Here is a 14,918-nt window from a genome sequence, read left to right on the forward strand (position 1 = left end):
TCGGATCTTGAAGTCCATCGCATTCCCCGGTCCGGGGTGTTGCGACGACCGCTAGAACTCAAGCGCGGCTTGATAGGGCCGCAACGTCAAGATCATCGAGGAGAGGCCGGGGAAGGCGCGCCCCGGCGGTGCGGGCGGGCCCGCCCACGCCCACCAGGGTGGCCTTATCCCTATATGCCCGGTTCGCGGCGGAGGGTGGGCGAGGGCGGGGGCGCCCTGCGCACCTCGGCGGCACCCCGATTACATCTACCAGCGAGTAGTAAGCCCCGAAGCCCCCATTGCCCCCTCCTTGGTTACCCAGAGTGGCCAAGGCGGGCCCTCCTGGGAGAACAAAAGCGACATCCCGCCCCCGTGGTGCCCCTGCCCGGGTTCCGACCCCCTGCTTTGCGGCCTTCCAGGCGGCTCCAACCCCTCATTGCCGGCCCGGTCAGGGCGATTCGGGCCTGCCGGGGCCGGATCCGGGCCGGGATGCGCACCGCGACGTCACCGGGGTGCTCTCGCGGTGCGCAGGGCACCCCACCCCACCATCACCCTGCGTATTCACCTAGGTCAGGGAGAGGCGGCGGTTTCAAGGGCGGCCGGCCACGACACCCGGGGCGACGCGAGCGCGGCGACCCCGTCGCCCGGCCCGCTTGAACCCCGCACCGCGAGACGCCGCGCCCGACCGACCAGCCGGTCCCCCTCCCCGCCGTCGCTGCCCGTCTGAGCCTTGGCCCCGTGGGGCGCCGCACCGGACCGACCGGCCGGTTCCCACCGCCGCCCTCGCCGCCTGTTTGGACCTTCGCTCTGCGGGGCGCCGCGCCCGGCCGACCGGCCGGTCCCCTTCTGTGCTCTGGTGTGCGGTGTTGCAACAGGAACTGGAAACCACCGCGCTCTGACAGGCTCTGACAGGGCCGCAGCGTCAAGATCATCCTCCTGGGGCGGGTTTCTCCCGGCAACGATCTCAGGCGGGGGCGAGGAGGTCCTCGACGGTGCGGCGGGCCTTGTCCGGGGCGGTGGCGTCGCCCAGCCGCAGGGCGGTGTTGGCGGCGGTCAGCACCGCGTCGATCTGGAACGCGGCGAGGTCGGCGTCGCGGAAGGCCGCCGCGCCGTCCTCGGCGGCGCGGCGCAGTTCACGGGTGAGCAGGGCGAGCCACTCCCGGCGGTGGTCGAGGAGCGCGTCGCGGACCGGGCCCGGCCGGCTGTCGAACTCGGGGAGGTTGGCCGCCCAGAAGCAGCCGCCGGGGAAGAGCGGCGCCTCGGCGTAGGAGATCCACCGCTCGGTCAGCGCCCGCAGCCGGGCGGCGCCGGGCGGAGCCTCGGCGGCGGGGCGCGCCACCGCGCCGATGAACGCCTCACGCGCCGCGTCCGCCGCGGCGAGCTGCAGCCGCTCCTTCGATCCGAACAGGGTCGCCACACCGCTCTTGCTGAGCCCGAGGTCGGCGGCGAGGCGGCCGATGCTGAGGCCGGTGAGCCCGTCCAGCGAGGCGACGTCGGCGGCGTGCCGGGCGATGGTCCGCCTGGCGCGGGCGCCGCGCAGCAGGCGACGGTCGGTCGGCTGCGCGCCGCCGGTGGACGGGGCCGGGTCGGGGCCGGGCCGCCGGAGGTCCGGTTCACTCATGGCCCGATCATGCCATGCCCTACCCAAAAAGCACGAACGGTCGTACGTTTACTTCATGGCGACTCCGAACACCCCTCTCACCGAAGAGTCCGACCCCTTCTGCCTCCCCCCGGCGCGCGCCGCGGAGCTGCTCGCCGGCGCCCCCTGGCGCCGCTTCGCGGTGATCGGCGACAGCCTCTCCGCCGGGACCGGCGACTCCCGGCCGGGCTACACCACCCTGGGCTGGGCCGACCGCGTCGCCGGCGCGCTGCGCCGCGCCCGCCCCGGGGCGGCCTACCTGAACACCGGCCGGATCGGCGCCACGACCGCCGACACCGTCGCCGAGCAGATGGCGCCGGCCCTGGCCTTCCGCCCGGACCTGCTCCACCTGCCCAGCGGCGCCAACGACCTGTTCCGCCGGGAGCCCGACTTCGCCGAGGTGTGGCGGGGGATGCACCGGATGTTCGCCCTGGCCGCCGAGAGCGGCGCGCGGCTCTCGGTGTTCACCCTGGGCAGGGCCTTCACCGTGCCGGGCTTCCCGGACTGGGCGGAGCGGGTACAGCGGCTCAACGCCATCGTCCGGGAGCTGGCCGACGCCTACGGTGCGGTCCTCGTCGACATGTGGGACCACCCGGCCAACTCCCGCCCGGACCTGCTGAGCGAGGACCGGATCCACTTCGCCGTGCCCGGCCAGGCCCTGCTGGCCGCGGAGGTGGTCCGGGCGCTCGCGGCCGCACTGCCGCCGGAGGCCGCGCCGCGCTCCTCCTCGGCGGAGGAGGCCGGCTGACCGGAAGGGCGCCGATCCCCGGGGGCGGCTCCGGGATTACCTCGCTCCCAGGAGGGGAGAGGCGGCATAGCGGGTTCTTCGCCGTCCGTCCCGGCGAAGAACCCGCGGTCTCCGGTGCGCCGGCTCCGGCGCTCAGCGCGCCGCGTCCGCGGCGGGCTCGGGGGGCGCCTCCTCGCCGACCCGCACCCGGCGCAGGTTGATGAACGCCAGCACCCCCATGACCAGCATGATCACCGCGCCGGACCAGGCCGCGGTCTGCATGCCGGCCACGTAGGCGGAGCGCGCCGCCTCCGCCAGCGCCGCGCCGGTGCCGCCGGCCAGCTCCCCGGCGACGGCCAGGGCCCCGCCCAGCGTCTCACTCGCGGCGGCCCCCTGCTCCGCGGGCAGCCCGGCCGGCATCCCGTCGGCCAGGGCGGAGCGGAACACCGCCACGCCGATGCTGCCCAGCACCGCGGCGCCCAGCGCCTGCCCGAACTCGGTGGCCGACTCGAACAGCCCCGAGGCGGAGCCGGCCTTCTCCGGCGGCGCGGAGGAGACCACCGTGTTCGAGGCGAGCGCCTGCACCGAGCCGATGCCCCAGCCCAGCAGGAGCAGCCCGGCGAAGAGCAGCGGCAGGTCCGCGGCCGTTCCCAGCCGGGCGACCAGCACGAACCCGGCGGCGCCGAGGAGCATGCCGGAGCCGATCACGTACCCGGGGCGGAACCAGCGGGTGGCGGCCGCGCCCAGCAGCGACCCGGCCACCGAGCTGACCGCGGTGGGCAGCGTCATCAGCCCGGCCGTCAGCGGCCGCATCTCCAGCACCGACATCAGGTACTGCGTGATGAAGTAGAACGTCCCGACCAGGGCGAACACCGCGATGGCCGCGGTGATCAGGGAGACGCCGAAGGCCTTGGACCGGAACAGCCCCAGGTCCAGCATCGGGGTGGCGAGCCGCCGCTGCCGGCGGGTGAACAGCACCGCGAAGAGCACGCCGACCAGGGCCGCGGCCAGGGTCTGCGGCCCGTAGTCCTGCTCTGCGGCCTTCTTCACCGCGTACACGGCCGGGAGCGCGGCGAGCAGCACCCAGGCCGCGCTGACCAGGTCGAACCGGCCGGGGGACGGGTCCCGGTACTCGGGCAGCAGGATCGGCCCGAGGACCAGCAGCACCGCCATGACCGGGACGTTGATCAGGAAGACCGCGCCCCACCAGAAGTGCTCCAGCATCCACCCGCCGATGATCGGGCCGACCACGCTGCCCAGGGTGAACACCGAGGCCCACACCGCGATGGCCGTCTGCAGCCGGCGCGGCTCGGTGAACATCACCCGGATCAGGGCCAGCGTGGGCGGCATCAGCGTGGCGGCCGCGGCGCCCTGCAGCGCGCGGGCGGCGATGAGCAGCTCGGCCGTCGGCGCGTAGGCCGCGACCGCGGAGGTGGCCCCGAAGGCGGCGGCGCCGAGCAGCAGCAGCCGCCTGCGCCCGATCCGGTCGCCCAGGTTGCCCATCGGGATCAGCAGCCCGGCGAGGAGGAAGGCGTAGATGTCGACGATCCACAGCTGCTGGGCGCCGCTGGGCTCCAGTTCGGCGGTGAGCGAGGGAAGCGCGAAGAAGAGCACGGTGACCGTCACCGAGATGAGCAGGACCGGCAGCATCAGCACCGCCAGGCCGGCCCACTCCCGTCCGCCCGGCCGCGCGGCGCTTTCGGTGGATTTCATGAGAACACATCCTCCCGTACAGCGTATGTGCGAGTTGCTGTACAAGATACGGTTACCGTGACGATTTAGCAATCACACGGCGGCGCCCCTGCTACCCGACGCTGAAATGAGCAGAGTTCCCAGTAGACAACCGGTCGAGTCGCAGAGAGCGAGGACGGGTCATGTTTTCATCACGCGAGACCATCCCTTTTCGTCACAGATAAAGTCGTGATAGCATTTCGTCACGAAAAAGCGAGCGTGATGAAAAGGGGCCGCCCATGCCGACCTGCGTGCAATGCGGAAAGGAACTCGCGGTGCCCGCCCGCGGCCGCAGGCCCCGGTACTGCTCGCGCTCCTGCCAGGCCCGCGCCTACCGGGCGCGCGCCGCCGCCCGCGACCGCGACGAGCACGGCGCGGACGCGGCCGCCGGGCCCGCCGAAGAGCGGCGGGAGCCCGCCCCGGCCCCCGGCGCGGAGCGGCCGCGCGCCGGCGGCCTCTCCCGCGACCGAATCGTCCGCGCCGCCGTCCGGATCGCCGACTCCGAGGGCCTGGACACCATGTCCATGCGGCACGTCGCCCAGGCGCTCGGCGTGCAGGTGATGTCCCTCTACCACCACATCGACGGCAAGGACGAGCTGATCGACCTGATGGTGGAGGCGGTCTTCGGCGAAGGCGGCGAGGCGGACGGCGGCGGGGACTGGCGGAGCGGGCTGGAGGCCTCCGCCCGCTGGGAGTGGTCGCTGTACTCGACCCACCCGTGGGTGCTGGAGGTGCTCGCCTCCGTACAGCCGCCGCTGGTGCCCGGCGTGCTCTCCGGGGTCGAGCGCGGGCTGCAGGCGCTGGACGGCCTCGGCCTGGACACGGTCACCGCGCACCGGGTCTACCTGAGCATCAGCGGCCTGGTCCAGGGGCTGGCGCTGCTGCGGGTCAGCGAGATCACCGCGGAGCGGCGCGACGGCGGCGCCTCCCTGGCCCGGTGGCGGGCGGTCCGCGTCCCGGCCGTGCTGGAGAAGCTGGGGCCCGACCGGTTCCCCCGGCACGCCGCGCTCCGCGACGACGTCGACTCCCTGACCGACCTGGAGGAGGTCTTCGAGTTCAGCCTCCAGCGCCACCTCGACGGCCTCGCCCTCTTCCTGGAGGGGGCCGGGGACCGCGCCCGGACCGCCGCCGGGGAGGAGCCGGGCTGAGCCCCCGGGCACGGCGCGGGCGGCGGCCGCGCCGGCCCCGGCTCACCAGCCGCGGGCCTCCCGGAGCAGCAGGTCGTGCACCCGGTCGACGTCGGGGCCGCTCGGCGGCCCGGGCCTGCGGACCAGGTAGCAGGTGTTGAACGGCGGGTCGTCCGGTTCGCGCAGCGCGACCAGGGCCCCGGAGTCCAGCGCCTCCCGGCACAGGTAGCGCGGCAGCACGCTGAACCCGGCGCCCGCGACCACCGCGGAGAGCACCCCGCGCAGGTCGGGCAGGGTGAGCGCGGCGCGCCAGGACAGCCGCCCGCCGAACACGTGCCGCCAGTAGCGCCGCACGATCGGCAGGTCCTCGGCGTAGGCGACCAGCGGCACGCCGCGCAGCGCCGACGGCCCCTCCGCGGCCGCCCGGTCCGCCGCCCGCTCCGCCCACGAGGGGGCGGCGACCAGCACGAACTCCTCGTCCATCAGCGGGACCGCGACCAGGCTCCGCCCGCGCGGGCGGACCGTCGCGATGACCAGGTCGTGCCGGCCCGCGCGCAGCTCCTCCAGCAGCGGGCCGGTCAGGCCGGTCGCCACCCGCAGCCGCACCCCCTCGGCCGCCAGCGGGGCCAGCGCCGGCATCGCCCGGGTGCACAGCAGCTCGGCCGGGCCGGCCAGGTGCACCGGGGCGGAGCCGGCCCCGCCCTCCCCCGGCGCCGCGGCCGCCGCCAGCTCGTCCAGGGGCGCGGCGACCCGCGCCGCCAGCTCGTCGGCGACCGGGGTCGGCGCCGCGCCGCGAGGCAGCCGCTCGAACAGGTCGCGCCCCGAGCGCCGCTCCAGCGCGCGGATCTGCGCGGTCACCGTCGGCTGCGACAGGCCGAGCAGCTGCGCGGCGGCGGTGAAGGACCCGGACCGGTAGACCGCCAGGAACGTCCGGAGCAGGTTCAGGTCGGCCGGCCGGGCCGCGCCCGCCGGGGCGGGCGGCGCCGCCGGATCATCGGTCTCCCCATCGCTCACCGCACCGACCCTATCGGCCGCCCGATGCCCCGGCCCCGTCCGCGCCCATCGGAGGACCGATGGCGGCCATCGGCCCGGTCATTGGAGAACCGGTGGCCGGAGGGCCTACCGTCGGCGGCATCGCCGCACCGGCGCTCCGGGCGGGCCGGAAGGCCCGAACGCCCGGCGGCCGGACCCGCCCACGGGGCCCGCACGGGCCCGCAGCATTGGAGACGCACACCATGTCGAAGATCCTCGCCGTGCTGACCGGCGCCGACCACTGGACCCTGGCCGACGGGACCCCGCACCCCACCGGCTTCTGGGCCGAGGAGCTGGTCGCCCCCTACCGGGCCTTCACCGGGGCCGGCCACGAGGTGGACATCGCCACGCCGGGCGGGGCCGCCCCTCCCGTGGACCGGGCCAGCCTGGCCCCCGAGGCCAACGGCGGCCGGGAGCGGGCCGAGGAGGTCGCGGCCGCGCTCGATTCGATCGCCGGGCTGCGAGCCCCGCTCCGGCTGGAGGAGATCGACCCCGCCGACTACGACGCGGTGTTCTATCCCGGCGGGCACGGGCCGATGGAGGACCTGGCGGTCGACGCGGACTCCGGCGCCCTGCTCGTCCGCGCCCTGGAGTCGGGGCTTCCGCTCGGCGTGGTCTGCCACGGGCCGGCGGCGCTGCTCGCCGCGGTCCGCCCGGACGGCTCCAACGCCTTCGCCGGCTACCGGCTGACCGGGTTCAGCAACGCCGAGGAGGCCCAGGCGGGGCTGGCAGACCGGGCGAAGTGGCTGCTCCAGGACCGGCTCACCGGCGCCGGCGCGGACTTCCGGGAGGGCGACCCCTGGGCGCCGCACGTGGTGGTCGACCGCAACCTGGTCACCGGGCAGAACCCGGCCTCCTCCGCGCCACTCGCCGCCGAGCTGCTGAAGCTGCTGGGCTGACCCGGGCCGCCCGCGCCCGGGAGGGGCGGGGCCGGTGCGCTCCCCCGGCCGCCGCCCCTCCCGCCTCACCCCTCCCGCCTCCGGGCGCGGAAGGCCGCCGCCTTGGCCCGGTTCTGGCAGGCGGTGGAGCAGAACCTCTTGGTGCCGTTGCGCGAGGTGTCGGCGAAGACCCGGTCGCACCGGCCGGCCGAGCAGACGCCCAGCCGCTCGGCGGCCGCGTTGCCGAGGACCGTGGCCAGCGAGGTGGACATCGCCGCGCCCCAGCTCAGGGCCCAGGGCGCGTCCGGGGCGTGGAAGTGCAGGTGCCAGGGCTCGCTCCCGTGCCGGGAGAGCACCGGGACCGCTCGGGTGCCGGCCATCACCTCGTTGGCGGTGGCGCAGGCCCGGTCCAGGTCGCCGGCGTCCACCGCCGCGAAGACCGCGTACAGCCGGCCGGTGACGGCGCGCAGCTCGGCGGTCTCGGCCCCGTCGGGGAGGTGCTCGGCGTACTGGCTCCCGGCGAGGGCCAGGACCGCGGCGATCTCCTGCGCGGTCGGCTCTCCGGCGTACTCCCGCCCGCGGCGCTCCCCCGGTGTCAAGAGGTTGACCAGCCGGACGGTCGTCTCCACAACGTCACTCATGTGACTGTCGAATTGCACTTGACCAGTCACCCTTCAGGCCGTAATTTCGTCACTGCCCAAAAGCTTATCGACGGTTATGGAGAGTGGCATGACGGCATCGACCGGTACCGCGGGAATCCCCTCCGACGTGGCCGCGGAGTGGGTGGAGCGCTGGGACGCCCAGCAGGAGGGGTACGTCCCGCAGCGGGAGGAGCGGTTCGCCGTGCTGGCCGACGCGGTGGCCGGCGCGCTGGCCGGCGTGGCGGACCCGGTCATCGTCGACCTGGGCTGCGGCCCGGGGTCGCTGACCGCGCGGCTGGCCCGGCGCCTGCCCGGCGCCTCGTTCATCGGCGTGGACGCCGACCCCCTGCTGCTCGGGCTGGCCCGGGCGCACTACGGGACGGCCGCCGCCTGGGTCCGGGCCGACCTGGCCGACCCGGCCTGGGCCGAGGCCCTGCCGGAGACGATCCACGCCGCGGTCTCCTCCACCGCGCTGCACTGGATGTCCCGGGCCTCCCTCGCCCAGCTGTACCGGACCCTGGGGGCGCGCACCGCCCCCGGCGGGATCTTCGCCGACGCCGACCACATGCCGCTCGCCGACGACCGGTTGAACGGCCTGGCGGACGCGGTCGGCGCCGGCCGCGCCGAGCGGGCCGGCACCACCGGCCGCGAGGAGTGGGGGCCCTGGTGGGAGGCGGCCCTCGCCGACGAGCGGCTGGCCCCGCTGCGCGCGAGCGCGCGGCCGCTCCCCGAGGCGGACTCCACCGGCGGCGCCGAGCACCACCACGGCAGCAACCTGCTCACCGCCGACGAGCACGCCGGCCTCCTCCGCGCGGCGGGCTACCGCTCCGCCGGCACCCTCTGGCAGGCCGGCGACGACCACCTGGTGGTCGCGGTCCGCTGACCGCCCACCGGGGAAGGGCCGCCCTCCCCCGGCCCCGGCGGAGCGGCCGCCCGGGCCGGGGTCACCCCCAGGTGCGGCCGGCCGGCTCCCTGATGGCGGCGTTGATCCTGTTGAACATGTTGGTGAGGGCGATCATCAGGGTGAGGGCGGCGAGCTGCTCGTCGTCGAAGTGCTCGGCGGCGGCCTCCCAGACCTCGTCGGAGACCGCGTCGCCGGAGCGGTCGGCCACCCGGGTCACCGCCTCGGTCAACGCGAGTGCGGCCCGCTCGGCGTCGGAGAAGAACGGCGCCTCGCGCCAGGCCGCCACCAGGCCCAGCCGCTCGTCGGTCTCGCCCGCCTTCTTCGCCGCCGCCACGCCCTGGTGGATGCAGGCGCTGCAACCGTTGATCTGGCTGGCCCGCAGATGGACCAGTTCCAGCGTGGCCTTGGGGACGCCGCCCCTGGACACCGCCTTCACCAGGGCCGCGACGCCGTCGGCCGCCCCCGGCAGCAGCTCCGCGGGGTTCGCCATCCGTGCTTCCATGGTTCTCTCCAAACAGGGTCTCGGAGGCGGCCCGTCACATCGGCCGCGCCTGCTCCGTCACCCCCATGACGGAGACCGAAGATGGGATGTGACAGTGAACGACGGGGATTTCCTCGCCGGCAGGTTCGAAGAGCACCGGCCCCGGCTGAAGTCGGTGGCCTACCGGATGCTCGGCTCGCTCGCCGAGGCCGAGGACGCGGTGCAGGAGGCGTGGCTGCGGCTGGCCCGCGCCGACGGAGAGGACATCGGCAACCTGGGCGGCTGGCTGACCACCGTGGTCAGCCGGGTCTGCCTGGACATGCTGCGCAGCCGGGCGTCCCGGCGCGAGGAGCCGCTGGAGGACCGGCTGCCCGACCCGGTGGTCCTCCGCGACGACTCCGCCGGCCCCGAGGAGCAGGCGCTGGCCGCCGACGCGGTCGGGCTGGCGCTGCTGGTGGTCCTGGAGTCGCTCTCCCCCGCCGAGCGGCTGGCGTTCGTGCTGCACGACCTGTTCGGGCTGCCCTTCGACGAGATCGCGCCGATCCTGGACCGGTCGCCGGCCGCGGCCCGGCAGCTGGCCAGCCGGGGGCGGCGCCGGGTGCGCGGGGCCGCCCCCGCCCCCGACTCGGGCCTCGCCGCGCAGCGCCGGGTGGTGGACGCGTTCCTGGCCGCCGCCGGCAGCGGCGATCTGGAGGGGCTGCTCGCCGTGCTCGACCCGGACATGGTGCTGCGCGCGGAGAGCGGCCCCGGGCCGGTCCGGACGATACGCGGCGCCCGGAGGGTCGCCGGGCAGGCGATGGCCTTCCACCGGTTCACCCGGACGCACGACGCCCGGCCGGCGCTGGTCAACGGGGCCGCCGGGCTGGTGGACCTGGTGGACGGCCGGCCCCGGGCGGTGCTCGGCTTCACCATCGTCGACGGGCGGATCGCCGAGCTGGACATCATCGCCGACCCCGAGCACCTGGCCCGGATCGACCTGTCCGACTTCACCGGCTGAGGCCGTGCTCCCCGGTCCGGCCGGACCGGGGAGCGGAGGCGGCGGGACGCCCGCCCTCCGCATCGATCCCGGCGCCGCCGCCTCGACCGGCTTCGAGCCGGCGGCGCCGGGATCGGCGGGGAAGCGGCCCCGTCCGCCTCGCCACCGGAGCAACGGCCCAGGACACTAGGGTGGAGGCATGAGTACGACCGCCCCGGACGTCGCGCGGTGCTGGCGCCACCCGGGGCTTCCCGGGGTCGAGCTGCTCCAGGCGCACTTCGTCCGGCACGCCTTCACCCGGCACTCCCACGACGCCTACACCCTCGCCGTGATCGACTCCGGGCTGGAGGTCTACGACTACCGGGGCAGCACGCACCGGGTGGGGCCGGACGGGATCGCCCTGGTCGAGCCGGGCGTGGTGCACACCGGGCACTCCGGTGCCCCGGAGGGCTGGCGGTACCGGGTGCTCTACATCGACGAAGAGGTGGTCTCCGCGGCAGCGGCCGACCTGGGCATGGCCGCCGCGCCGGCGTTCGCCTCCTCCTCCGCGCACGACCCCGGGACCGCGGAGGCGCTGCGCGCCGCGCACCGCGCCGCCGAGCGCGGCGACCGGCTCAGCGCCTCCTCGCTCACCCGGCGGGCGCTGCACCTGCTGCTCGCCGGGCACGCCCTGGGGCGGCCCGGCGGCGCGCCGACGCCCGCGCCGCACCGCTCGGTCGACCGGGCCCGGGAGATCCTGCGGGAGCGGCTGGCCGACCCGCCCCCGCTGGAGGAGCTGGCGGCCGCCGTGGACGCCTCCCCGTTCTCCCTCGTGCGGGCGTTCCAGCGGAGCCTGGGGCTGCCGCCGCACGCCTACCTCAACGACCTGCGGGTGCGGCGCGCCCGCAGGCTGCTCGCCGACGGCGTGCCGCCCGCCGAGGCCGCGGCCCTGCTGGGCTTCGCCGACCAGGCGCACCTGACCCGGCACTTCAAGCGGAGGACCGGGGTGACGCCGGGGGCGTTCCGGCGCGGCGTACACGGACCGGCCCGGCGCGGCTGAGCACCCCGCCGGGCCGGTCCGCCGTTCCGCCTCTCACTCCGAGGGCTGTGCGTAGCCGGGGGCGTCCTGCCAGTCGACGAGGACGACCGGCTCGTCGCCGAGCACCCAGGCGTCGTGCCCCGGCGGGATCCGCGCCACCTGGCCGGCCTTGGCGTCGAACTCGGTGCCGTCGGCCATCCGGATCCGCAGCGCCCCGGACTCGACGTAGCCGAAGTGGGGGAACATGCACAGCTCGGTCCCCGCGACCGGCTTGACGCTGGTCGACCAGCGCCAGCCCGGCTCGAAGACGGCCCGGCCGAGCTCCCCGCCGCCGACGTGCAGGACCTCCACCCGGCCCAGGTCGATCCGGCGCACCTCCTCCGGGTCGGCGAAGTCGGCCACCTCCGCCTCGGTGATGCCCTCGTCCCAGGCCTGGACGCTGATCTGGCGCGCGATCCGCCCGCCGCTCAGCTCCAGCATGGACATGGAGGTCACCTTGGTCCCGTCCGGGTAGGTGCAGGTCTCCTCGTAGGCGACGTGGTCGCCCTGGACGACGCACCGGTCGAGCCGGTGGGTCATCGGCCGGGAGTACACGTCGCGCAGCATCTCCCCGATGGCCTGCCGCCCGTGCAGGGTCATCGGCGCGCTGGGCGGGGTCCTCCGGTCGATCATCTCCAGGTCGGCGTCCTCGGTGAACTGGCCGAGCATCGCGTCGACGTCCCCGTCCTCGATGGCGTGCCGGAGCAGCTCGTCATCGAAGGGCTGAGCCTCCTGAAGCGCCATCCCGCTCCCCTTCTCTCTCCTCTCCGCCCCGCGGCCCGGTCGCCTGGGGTCCGTCTCCAGATTCCGCCCGCGGCGCGCCGGCGCACCTCAAACTCCGGTCATCTCTTCTTCTCCGCCCGGTGCCCGGCGGGGGCCGGTCCGGTTCCGCCGCGCAGCCGGCGCAGATCCCGGAGAGCTCGAAGGAGTAGCGGAGCGAGCGATAGCCGCCGGCCGCGCCGATCCGCTCGGCCAGGGCGGTCAGCTCGTCCGGTTCGGGGACCTCCTCCACCTGCCCGCAGAGCCGGCAGAGCAGGTGGTGGTGGGCGGCCCCGCCGCACAGCCGGTACAGCAGCTCCCCGTCGGAGGAGTGGACCGTGTCCAGCACCCCCTCCGCCGCCAGCCGGCGGAGCGCCCGGTAGACCGTGGACAGGCTCGGGCCCCGGACGCCGCCCGCCGGGGCGCCGCCGAGCAGCCCGTGGACCTGCTGCGCGCTGCGGAAGTGCGGCTCGCGGCCGAGCGCCCGCAGAACCGCGTCGTCGTATCTGGCCACCCGCTCCTCCGCCCGTTCCGCCCGCGGCCCGGCCCTCGCGCCCGGGCGAGCGCGGCCGGGTGCCGCCCGCCTTCCGGGCCCGGCGGACAGAGTGACAACGATTATCATACCCGTACGGTGATTTCCACCGCCCCCGCGGCGGCGGGGGCCGTCCCGCCCGCCCCGGGAGGCCCGTGGATGCCCGTGGAAACGGAAAAGGGGCCGCGCCCTCCGCCGAGCGGAGTCGCGGCCCGAGCCCTTCCCGCCCGCGCGGCGCGGGCGGGAAGGGCTTCGCCGGGAGACCCGGGCGGGGGCGCCGCACCTCCCCGGCGGGGAGCCCGCCGGGGAGGAGGGGGCGGGCGAGGGGTCAGGGCGCCCGCCGCGCCGCGGTCACACCCCGCCGCAGACCATTGCGCGGAGGGTGATCTTGCCGACGATCCCGTCGTCGTCGATGCCGAACTCCCGCTGGACCTCCTTGACCGCGGTCTCGGTCCCGGCGCCGTAGACGCCGTCCACCACCACGTCCTTGCCGTAGTCGACGGCGAGGGAGTACTGGATCGCGCGGACCGGGTCCCCGCTGTCGTTCGGCAGGCCCCGGCCCCACTCGCCGAACACCGCGCCGCGCAGCGCGGTCCAGGTCTCCTGGTTCAGGGTGCCGGTCACGTGCAGGTCGGCCTCCTCCTGGAAGGCGGTGACCGCGTCCTCGGTGTAGGTGGTGAAGTGGTCGCGCGGCTCGCCGGTGAAGTGGCCGAGGTGCCGGAGGAGGTAGCCGGCCACCGCGACGTCGGTGTCGGTGTCGCCGAAGGAGTACTCCGGCCACTCCAGCGCCTCGATCTCGGCGAGCACCTGCGGTGGGGTGTCCGGCCCGTCGGCCAGCGCCGCCGGGGCCCCCGCCATCCCCGCCGCGAGCGCCAGCGCGCCCGAGGCCAGTACCGCCACCGCCCGGTCGATCTTCGTTCCCATGTCCCGTCCTCCCGCTCGGTCCCTCGCCGCGATCCTCATCGCGCGGACATTGAAGGAGACGTCCGCCCCGGCCCTCCCGTTCAACCTCAGAGGGTGAATACAGCGCCTGGGACATACCTTGATCACTTTGCTTTCCGCAGGTGAACCCGGGTACGCGGGTGCGCGTCGGGGGTCCGGCCGCGGGAGTCCGCCCCGATGCTCCGCGGCCCGGGCGGCCTCCGCGGCCCCGCCCCCGAGCGGCGCGCCGGGCCGTCCCGGGAAACGCCCCGGGGAGGTGCCGCCGGCTGCGGAAACGGGAATACCAGGAGCAGAACGACCTCTCCGCCGCCCACACGCCCCTTCCCGGCGGCGGGTCCGCCGGCGCCGACGGGGTGCGGACCGCGGGGATGCCGGTCTCCGATCGCGTCCGCGGCCCGCGGGCGCGCTGAGCCGGGGAGGCGGATGACATGTCCACGATCGCCCACGCACGCTCCCACGCGCTGACGCACGCCTGGCGCGGTGTGCTGGCCGGCCTCGCCGGGGGCATCGTCTTCGGTGTGCTGATGGCGATGACCGGCATGCTGCCCATGGTGGGCATGCTGATCGGCACCGACAACGCGGTGGCCGGCGGCGTGGTCCACCTGATCATCTCGGCCGGTATCGGCCTGGTCTTCGGCCTCCTGGCCGGCGCCTTCGCCGACCACGCCTGGACGGTGCTGGCCGCCGGCGCCGTCTACGGCCTGGCCTGGTGGGTCGTCGGCGGCCTGCTCGCGATGCCCGCGATGCTCGGCATGCCGGTGCTGCAGATGGACCAGACCGCGGGGATGAGCCTCATCGGCCACCTCCTCTACGGCCTGGTGGCCGCGGCCGCGCTGTACGCGCTGAGCCGCCGCGAGGTGTAGCGGAGCACCCCACGCGGCCCCGCCCTCCCTGGAGGACGGGGCCGCCTTCCGGACCGGCCCCGGGCAGCCGCCGCCGGACCGGCCCGGGCACGGCACCCCACGAGGGTGGGCTTAAGGCGGGCAGCGAGGGCGGCGACGGGGACCGGCTGGTCAGTCCAGTGCGGCGCCCCACGGAGCGAAGGTTCGAACAGGCGGCAACGGCAACGGTGGGGGGCGGGCGTCGGTCGGGCGCAGCGCCCCACGGGGCCGGGGTTCAGACAGGCGGCGAGGGCAGGAGTGAGCGGGGCACCACGTTCACCGGCCCGGCCCGGCGCGTGCTCCCAGTGGGAGAGGCGGCGCCCCAGCGGCGCGGGCGGGCCCTGCACACCCCCACGGCGCCCCGAATTACATCTACCAGCGAGTAGTAACCCATGAGGCCTCCACCACCCCCTTATCGGTTACCCAGAGTGGCCAAACGGAGCCTCTCGGGGGAACAAAAGCGGCATCCCGCCTCCGCGCCGCCCCTCGCTGGGTTCCGACACTCTGCTTTCCGGCCATGCGGGCGGCTCGAACCCCCGATCACCGGCCCAATCAGGGCCATTCGAACCCTCAGGCGCGTTATGTGGGTTTGTTGGCCGGTCTGAGCAGGACCAACCGGATCGTGTGCGCGC

The 14,918-nt window shown here is 75.5% G+C and carries 15 protein-coding genes; 7 read left to right on the forward strand and 8 right to left on the reverse strand.

Features of this window, described 5'->3' with window-relative positions:
- Window positions 1-943 precede the first annotated feature (943 nt).
- Window positions 944-1,600, reverse strand: coding sequence for a TetR/AcrR family transcriptional regulator (locus D459_RS0129670; protein ID WP_017596625.1), 657 nt, complete (start codon window positions 1,598-1,600; stop codon window positions 944-946).
- Between the two features lie 55 nt (window positions 1,601-1,655).
- Here D459_RS0129670 and D459_RS0129675 point away from each other — a divergent pair, with 55 nt between their 5' ends.
- Entirely contained in the window at window positions 1,656-2,366 is a 711-nt protein-coding gene (locus tag D459_RS0129675; protein ID WP_017596626.1) for an SGNH/GDSL hydrolase family protein, read from the forward strand.
- Window positions 2,367-2,498: 132 nt separating this feature from the next.
- Here the strand turns inward: D459_RS0129675 and D459_RS0129680 are convergent, their stop codons facing one another.
- Window positions 2,499-4,058 carry an MFS transporter gene (locus D459_RS0129680; RefSeq protein WP_017596627.1) on the reverse strand — a complete coding sequence of 520 codons (1,560 nt, stop codon included), beginning with the start codon at window positions 4,056-4,058 and terminating at the stop codon, window positions 2,499-2,501.
- 293 nt (window positions 4,059-4,351) lie between these two features.
- On the opposite strand from D459_RS0129680, the gene D459_RS33310 reads away from it, so the two are divergent.
- The gene (locus tag D459_RS33310; RefSeq protein ID WP_017596628.1) at window positions 4,352-5,224 is read left to right on the forward strand and encodes a TetR/AcrR family transcriptional regulator; all 873 of its coding nucleotides are present in this window, start codon (window positions 4,352-4,354) and stop codon (window positions 5,222-5,224) included.
- A 42-nt stretch (window positions 5,225-5,266) separates the two neighbouring features.
- Here D459_RS33310 and D459_RS0129690 read toward each other — a convergent pair whose 3' ends face one another.
- Window positions 5,267-6,217, reverse strand: a complete 951-nt coding sequence (locus D459_RS0129690) for a LysR family transcriptional regulator (protein ID WP_017596629.1) — start codon at window positions 6,215-6,217, stop codon at window positions 5,267-5,269.
- Window positions 6,218-6,438: 221 nt separating this feature from the next.
- Between D459_RS0129690 and D459_RS0129695 the strand changes: the two genes are divergently transcribed.
- Complete coding sequence (locus D459_RS0129695; protein ID WP_017596630.1) at window positions 6,439-7,134, forward strand: type 1 glutamine amidotransferase domain-containing protein; 696 nt, start codon at window positions 6,439-6,441, stop codon at window positions 7,132-7,134.
- 65 nt (window positions 7,135-7,199) lie between these two features.
- On the opposite strand, the gene D459_RS0129700 is transcribed toward D459_RS0129695, so the two are convergent.
- Window positions 7,200-7,754, reverse strand: coding sequence for a CGNR zinc finger domain-containing protein (locus D459_RS0129700; RefSeq protein ID WP_040711702.1), 555 nt, complete (start codon window positions 7,752-7,754; stop codon window positions 7,200-7,202).
- Between the two features lie 88 nt (window positions 7,755-7,842).
- Here D459_RS0129700 and D459_RS0129705 point away from each other — a divergent pair, with 88 nt between their 5' ends.
- On the forward strand, window positions 7,843-8,637 hold the full coding sequence (locus tag D459_RS0129705) for a class I SAM-dependent methyltransferase (RefSeq protein WP_017596632.1): 795 nt from the start codon (window positions 7,843-7,845) through the stop codon (window positions 8,635-8,637).
- Window positions 8,638-8,698: 61 nt separating this feature from the next.
- Here D459_RS0129705 and D459_RS0129710 read toward each other — a convergent pair whose 3' ends face one another.
- A complete protein-coding gene (locus D459_RS0129710; RefSeq protein ID WP_017596633.1) occupies window positions 8,699-9,148 on the reverse strand; it encodes a carboxymuconolactone decarboxylase family protein in 450 nt (149 codons plus the stop codon).
- Window positions 9,149-9,254: 106 nt separating this feature from the next.
- On the opposite strand from D459_RS0129710, the gene D459_RS0129715 reads away from it, so the two are divergent.
- Window positions 9,255-10,136 carry a sigma-70 family RNA polymerase sigma factor gene (locus D459_RS0129715; RefSeq protein WP_017596634.1) on the forward strand — a complete coding sequence of 294 codons (882 nt, stop codon included), beginning with the start codon at window positions 9,255-9,257 and terminating at the stop codon, window positions 10,134-10,136.
- A gap of 178 nt (window positions 10,137-10,314) precedes the next feature.
- Window positions 10,315-11,154 carry an AraC family transcriptional regulator gene (locus tag D459_RS0129720; protein WP_017596635.1) on the forward strand — a complete coding sequence of 280 codons (840 nt, stop codon included), beginning with the start codon at window positions 10,315-10,317 and terminating at the stop codon, window positions 11,152-11,154.
- A gap of 33 nt (window positions 11,155-11,187) precedes the next feature.
- Here D459_RS0129720 and D459_RS0129725 read toward each other — a convergent pair whose 3' ends face one another.
- The 3 genes from D459_RS0129725 to D459_RS0129735 all read right to left on the reverse strand — a co-directional run bounded on the left by D459_RS0129725 (window position 11,188) and on the right by D459_RS0129735 (window position 13,387).
- Window positions 11,188-11,916, reverse strand: a complete 729-nt coding sequence (locus tag D459_RS0129725; protein ID WP_017596636.1) for a nuclear transport factor 2 family protein — start codon at window positions 11,914-11,916, stop codon at window positions 11,188-11,190.
- Window positions 11,885-12,445, reverse strand: coding sequence for a Fur family transcriptional regulator (locus D459_RS34880; protein WP_017596637.1), 561 nt, complete (start codon window positions 12,443-12,445; stop codon window positions 11,885-11,887). Before D459_RS34880 ends, D459_RS0129725 begins: the two co-directional genes overlap by 32 nt.
- 369 nt (window positions 12,446-12,814) lie before the next feature.
- Window positions 12,815-13,387, reverse strand: a complete 573-nt coding sequence (locus tag D459_RS0129735; protein WP_017596638.1) for a peptidoglycan-binding domain-containing protein — start codon at window positions 13,385-13,387, stop codon at window positions 12,815-12,817.
- Between the two features lie 446 nt (window positions 13,388-13,833).
- On the opposite strand from D459_RS0129735, the gene D459_RS0129740 reads away from it, so the two are divergent.
- Window positions 13,834-14,268, forward strand: a complete 435-nt coding sequence (locus D459_RS0129740; RefSeq protein WP_017596639.1) for a hypothetical protein — start codon at window positions 13,834-13,836, stop codon at window positions 14,266-14,268.
- Window positions 14,269-14,918: the final 650 nt, after the last annotated feature.

Origin of the sequence: Nocardiopsis potens DSM 45234, assembly GCF_000341105.1 — a bacterium.
GTDB lineage: Bacteria > Actinomycetota > Actinomycetes > Streptosporangiales > Streptosporangiaceae > Nocardiopsis_A > Nocardiopsis_A potens.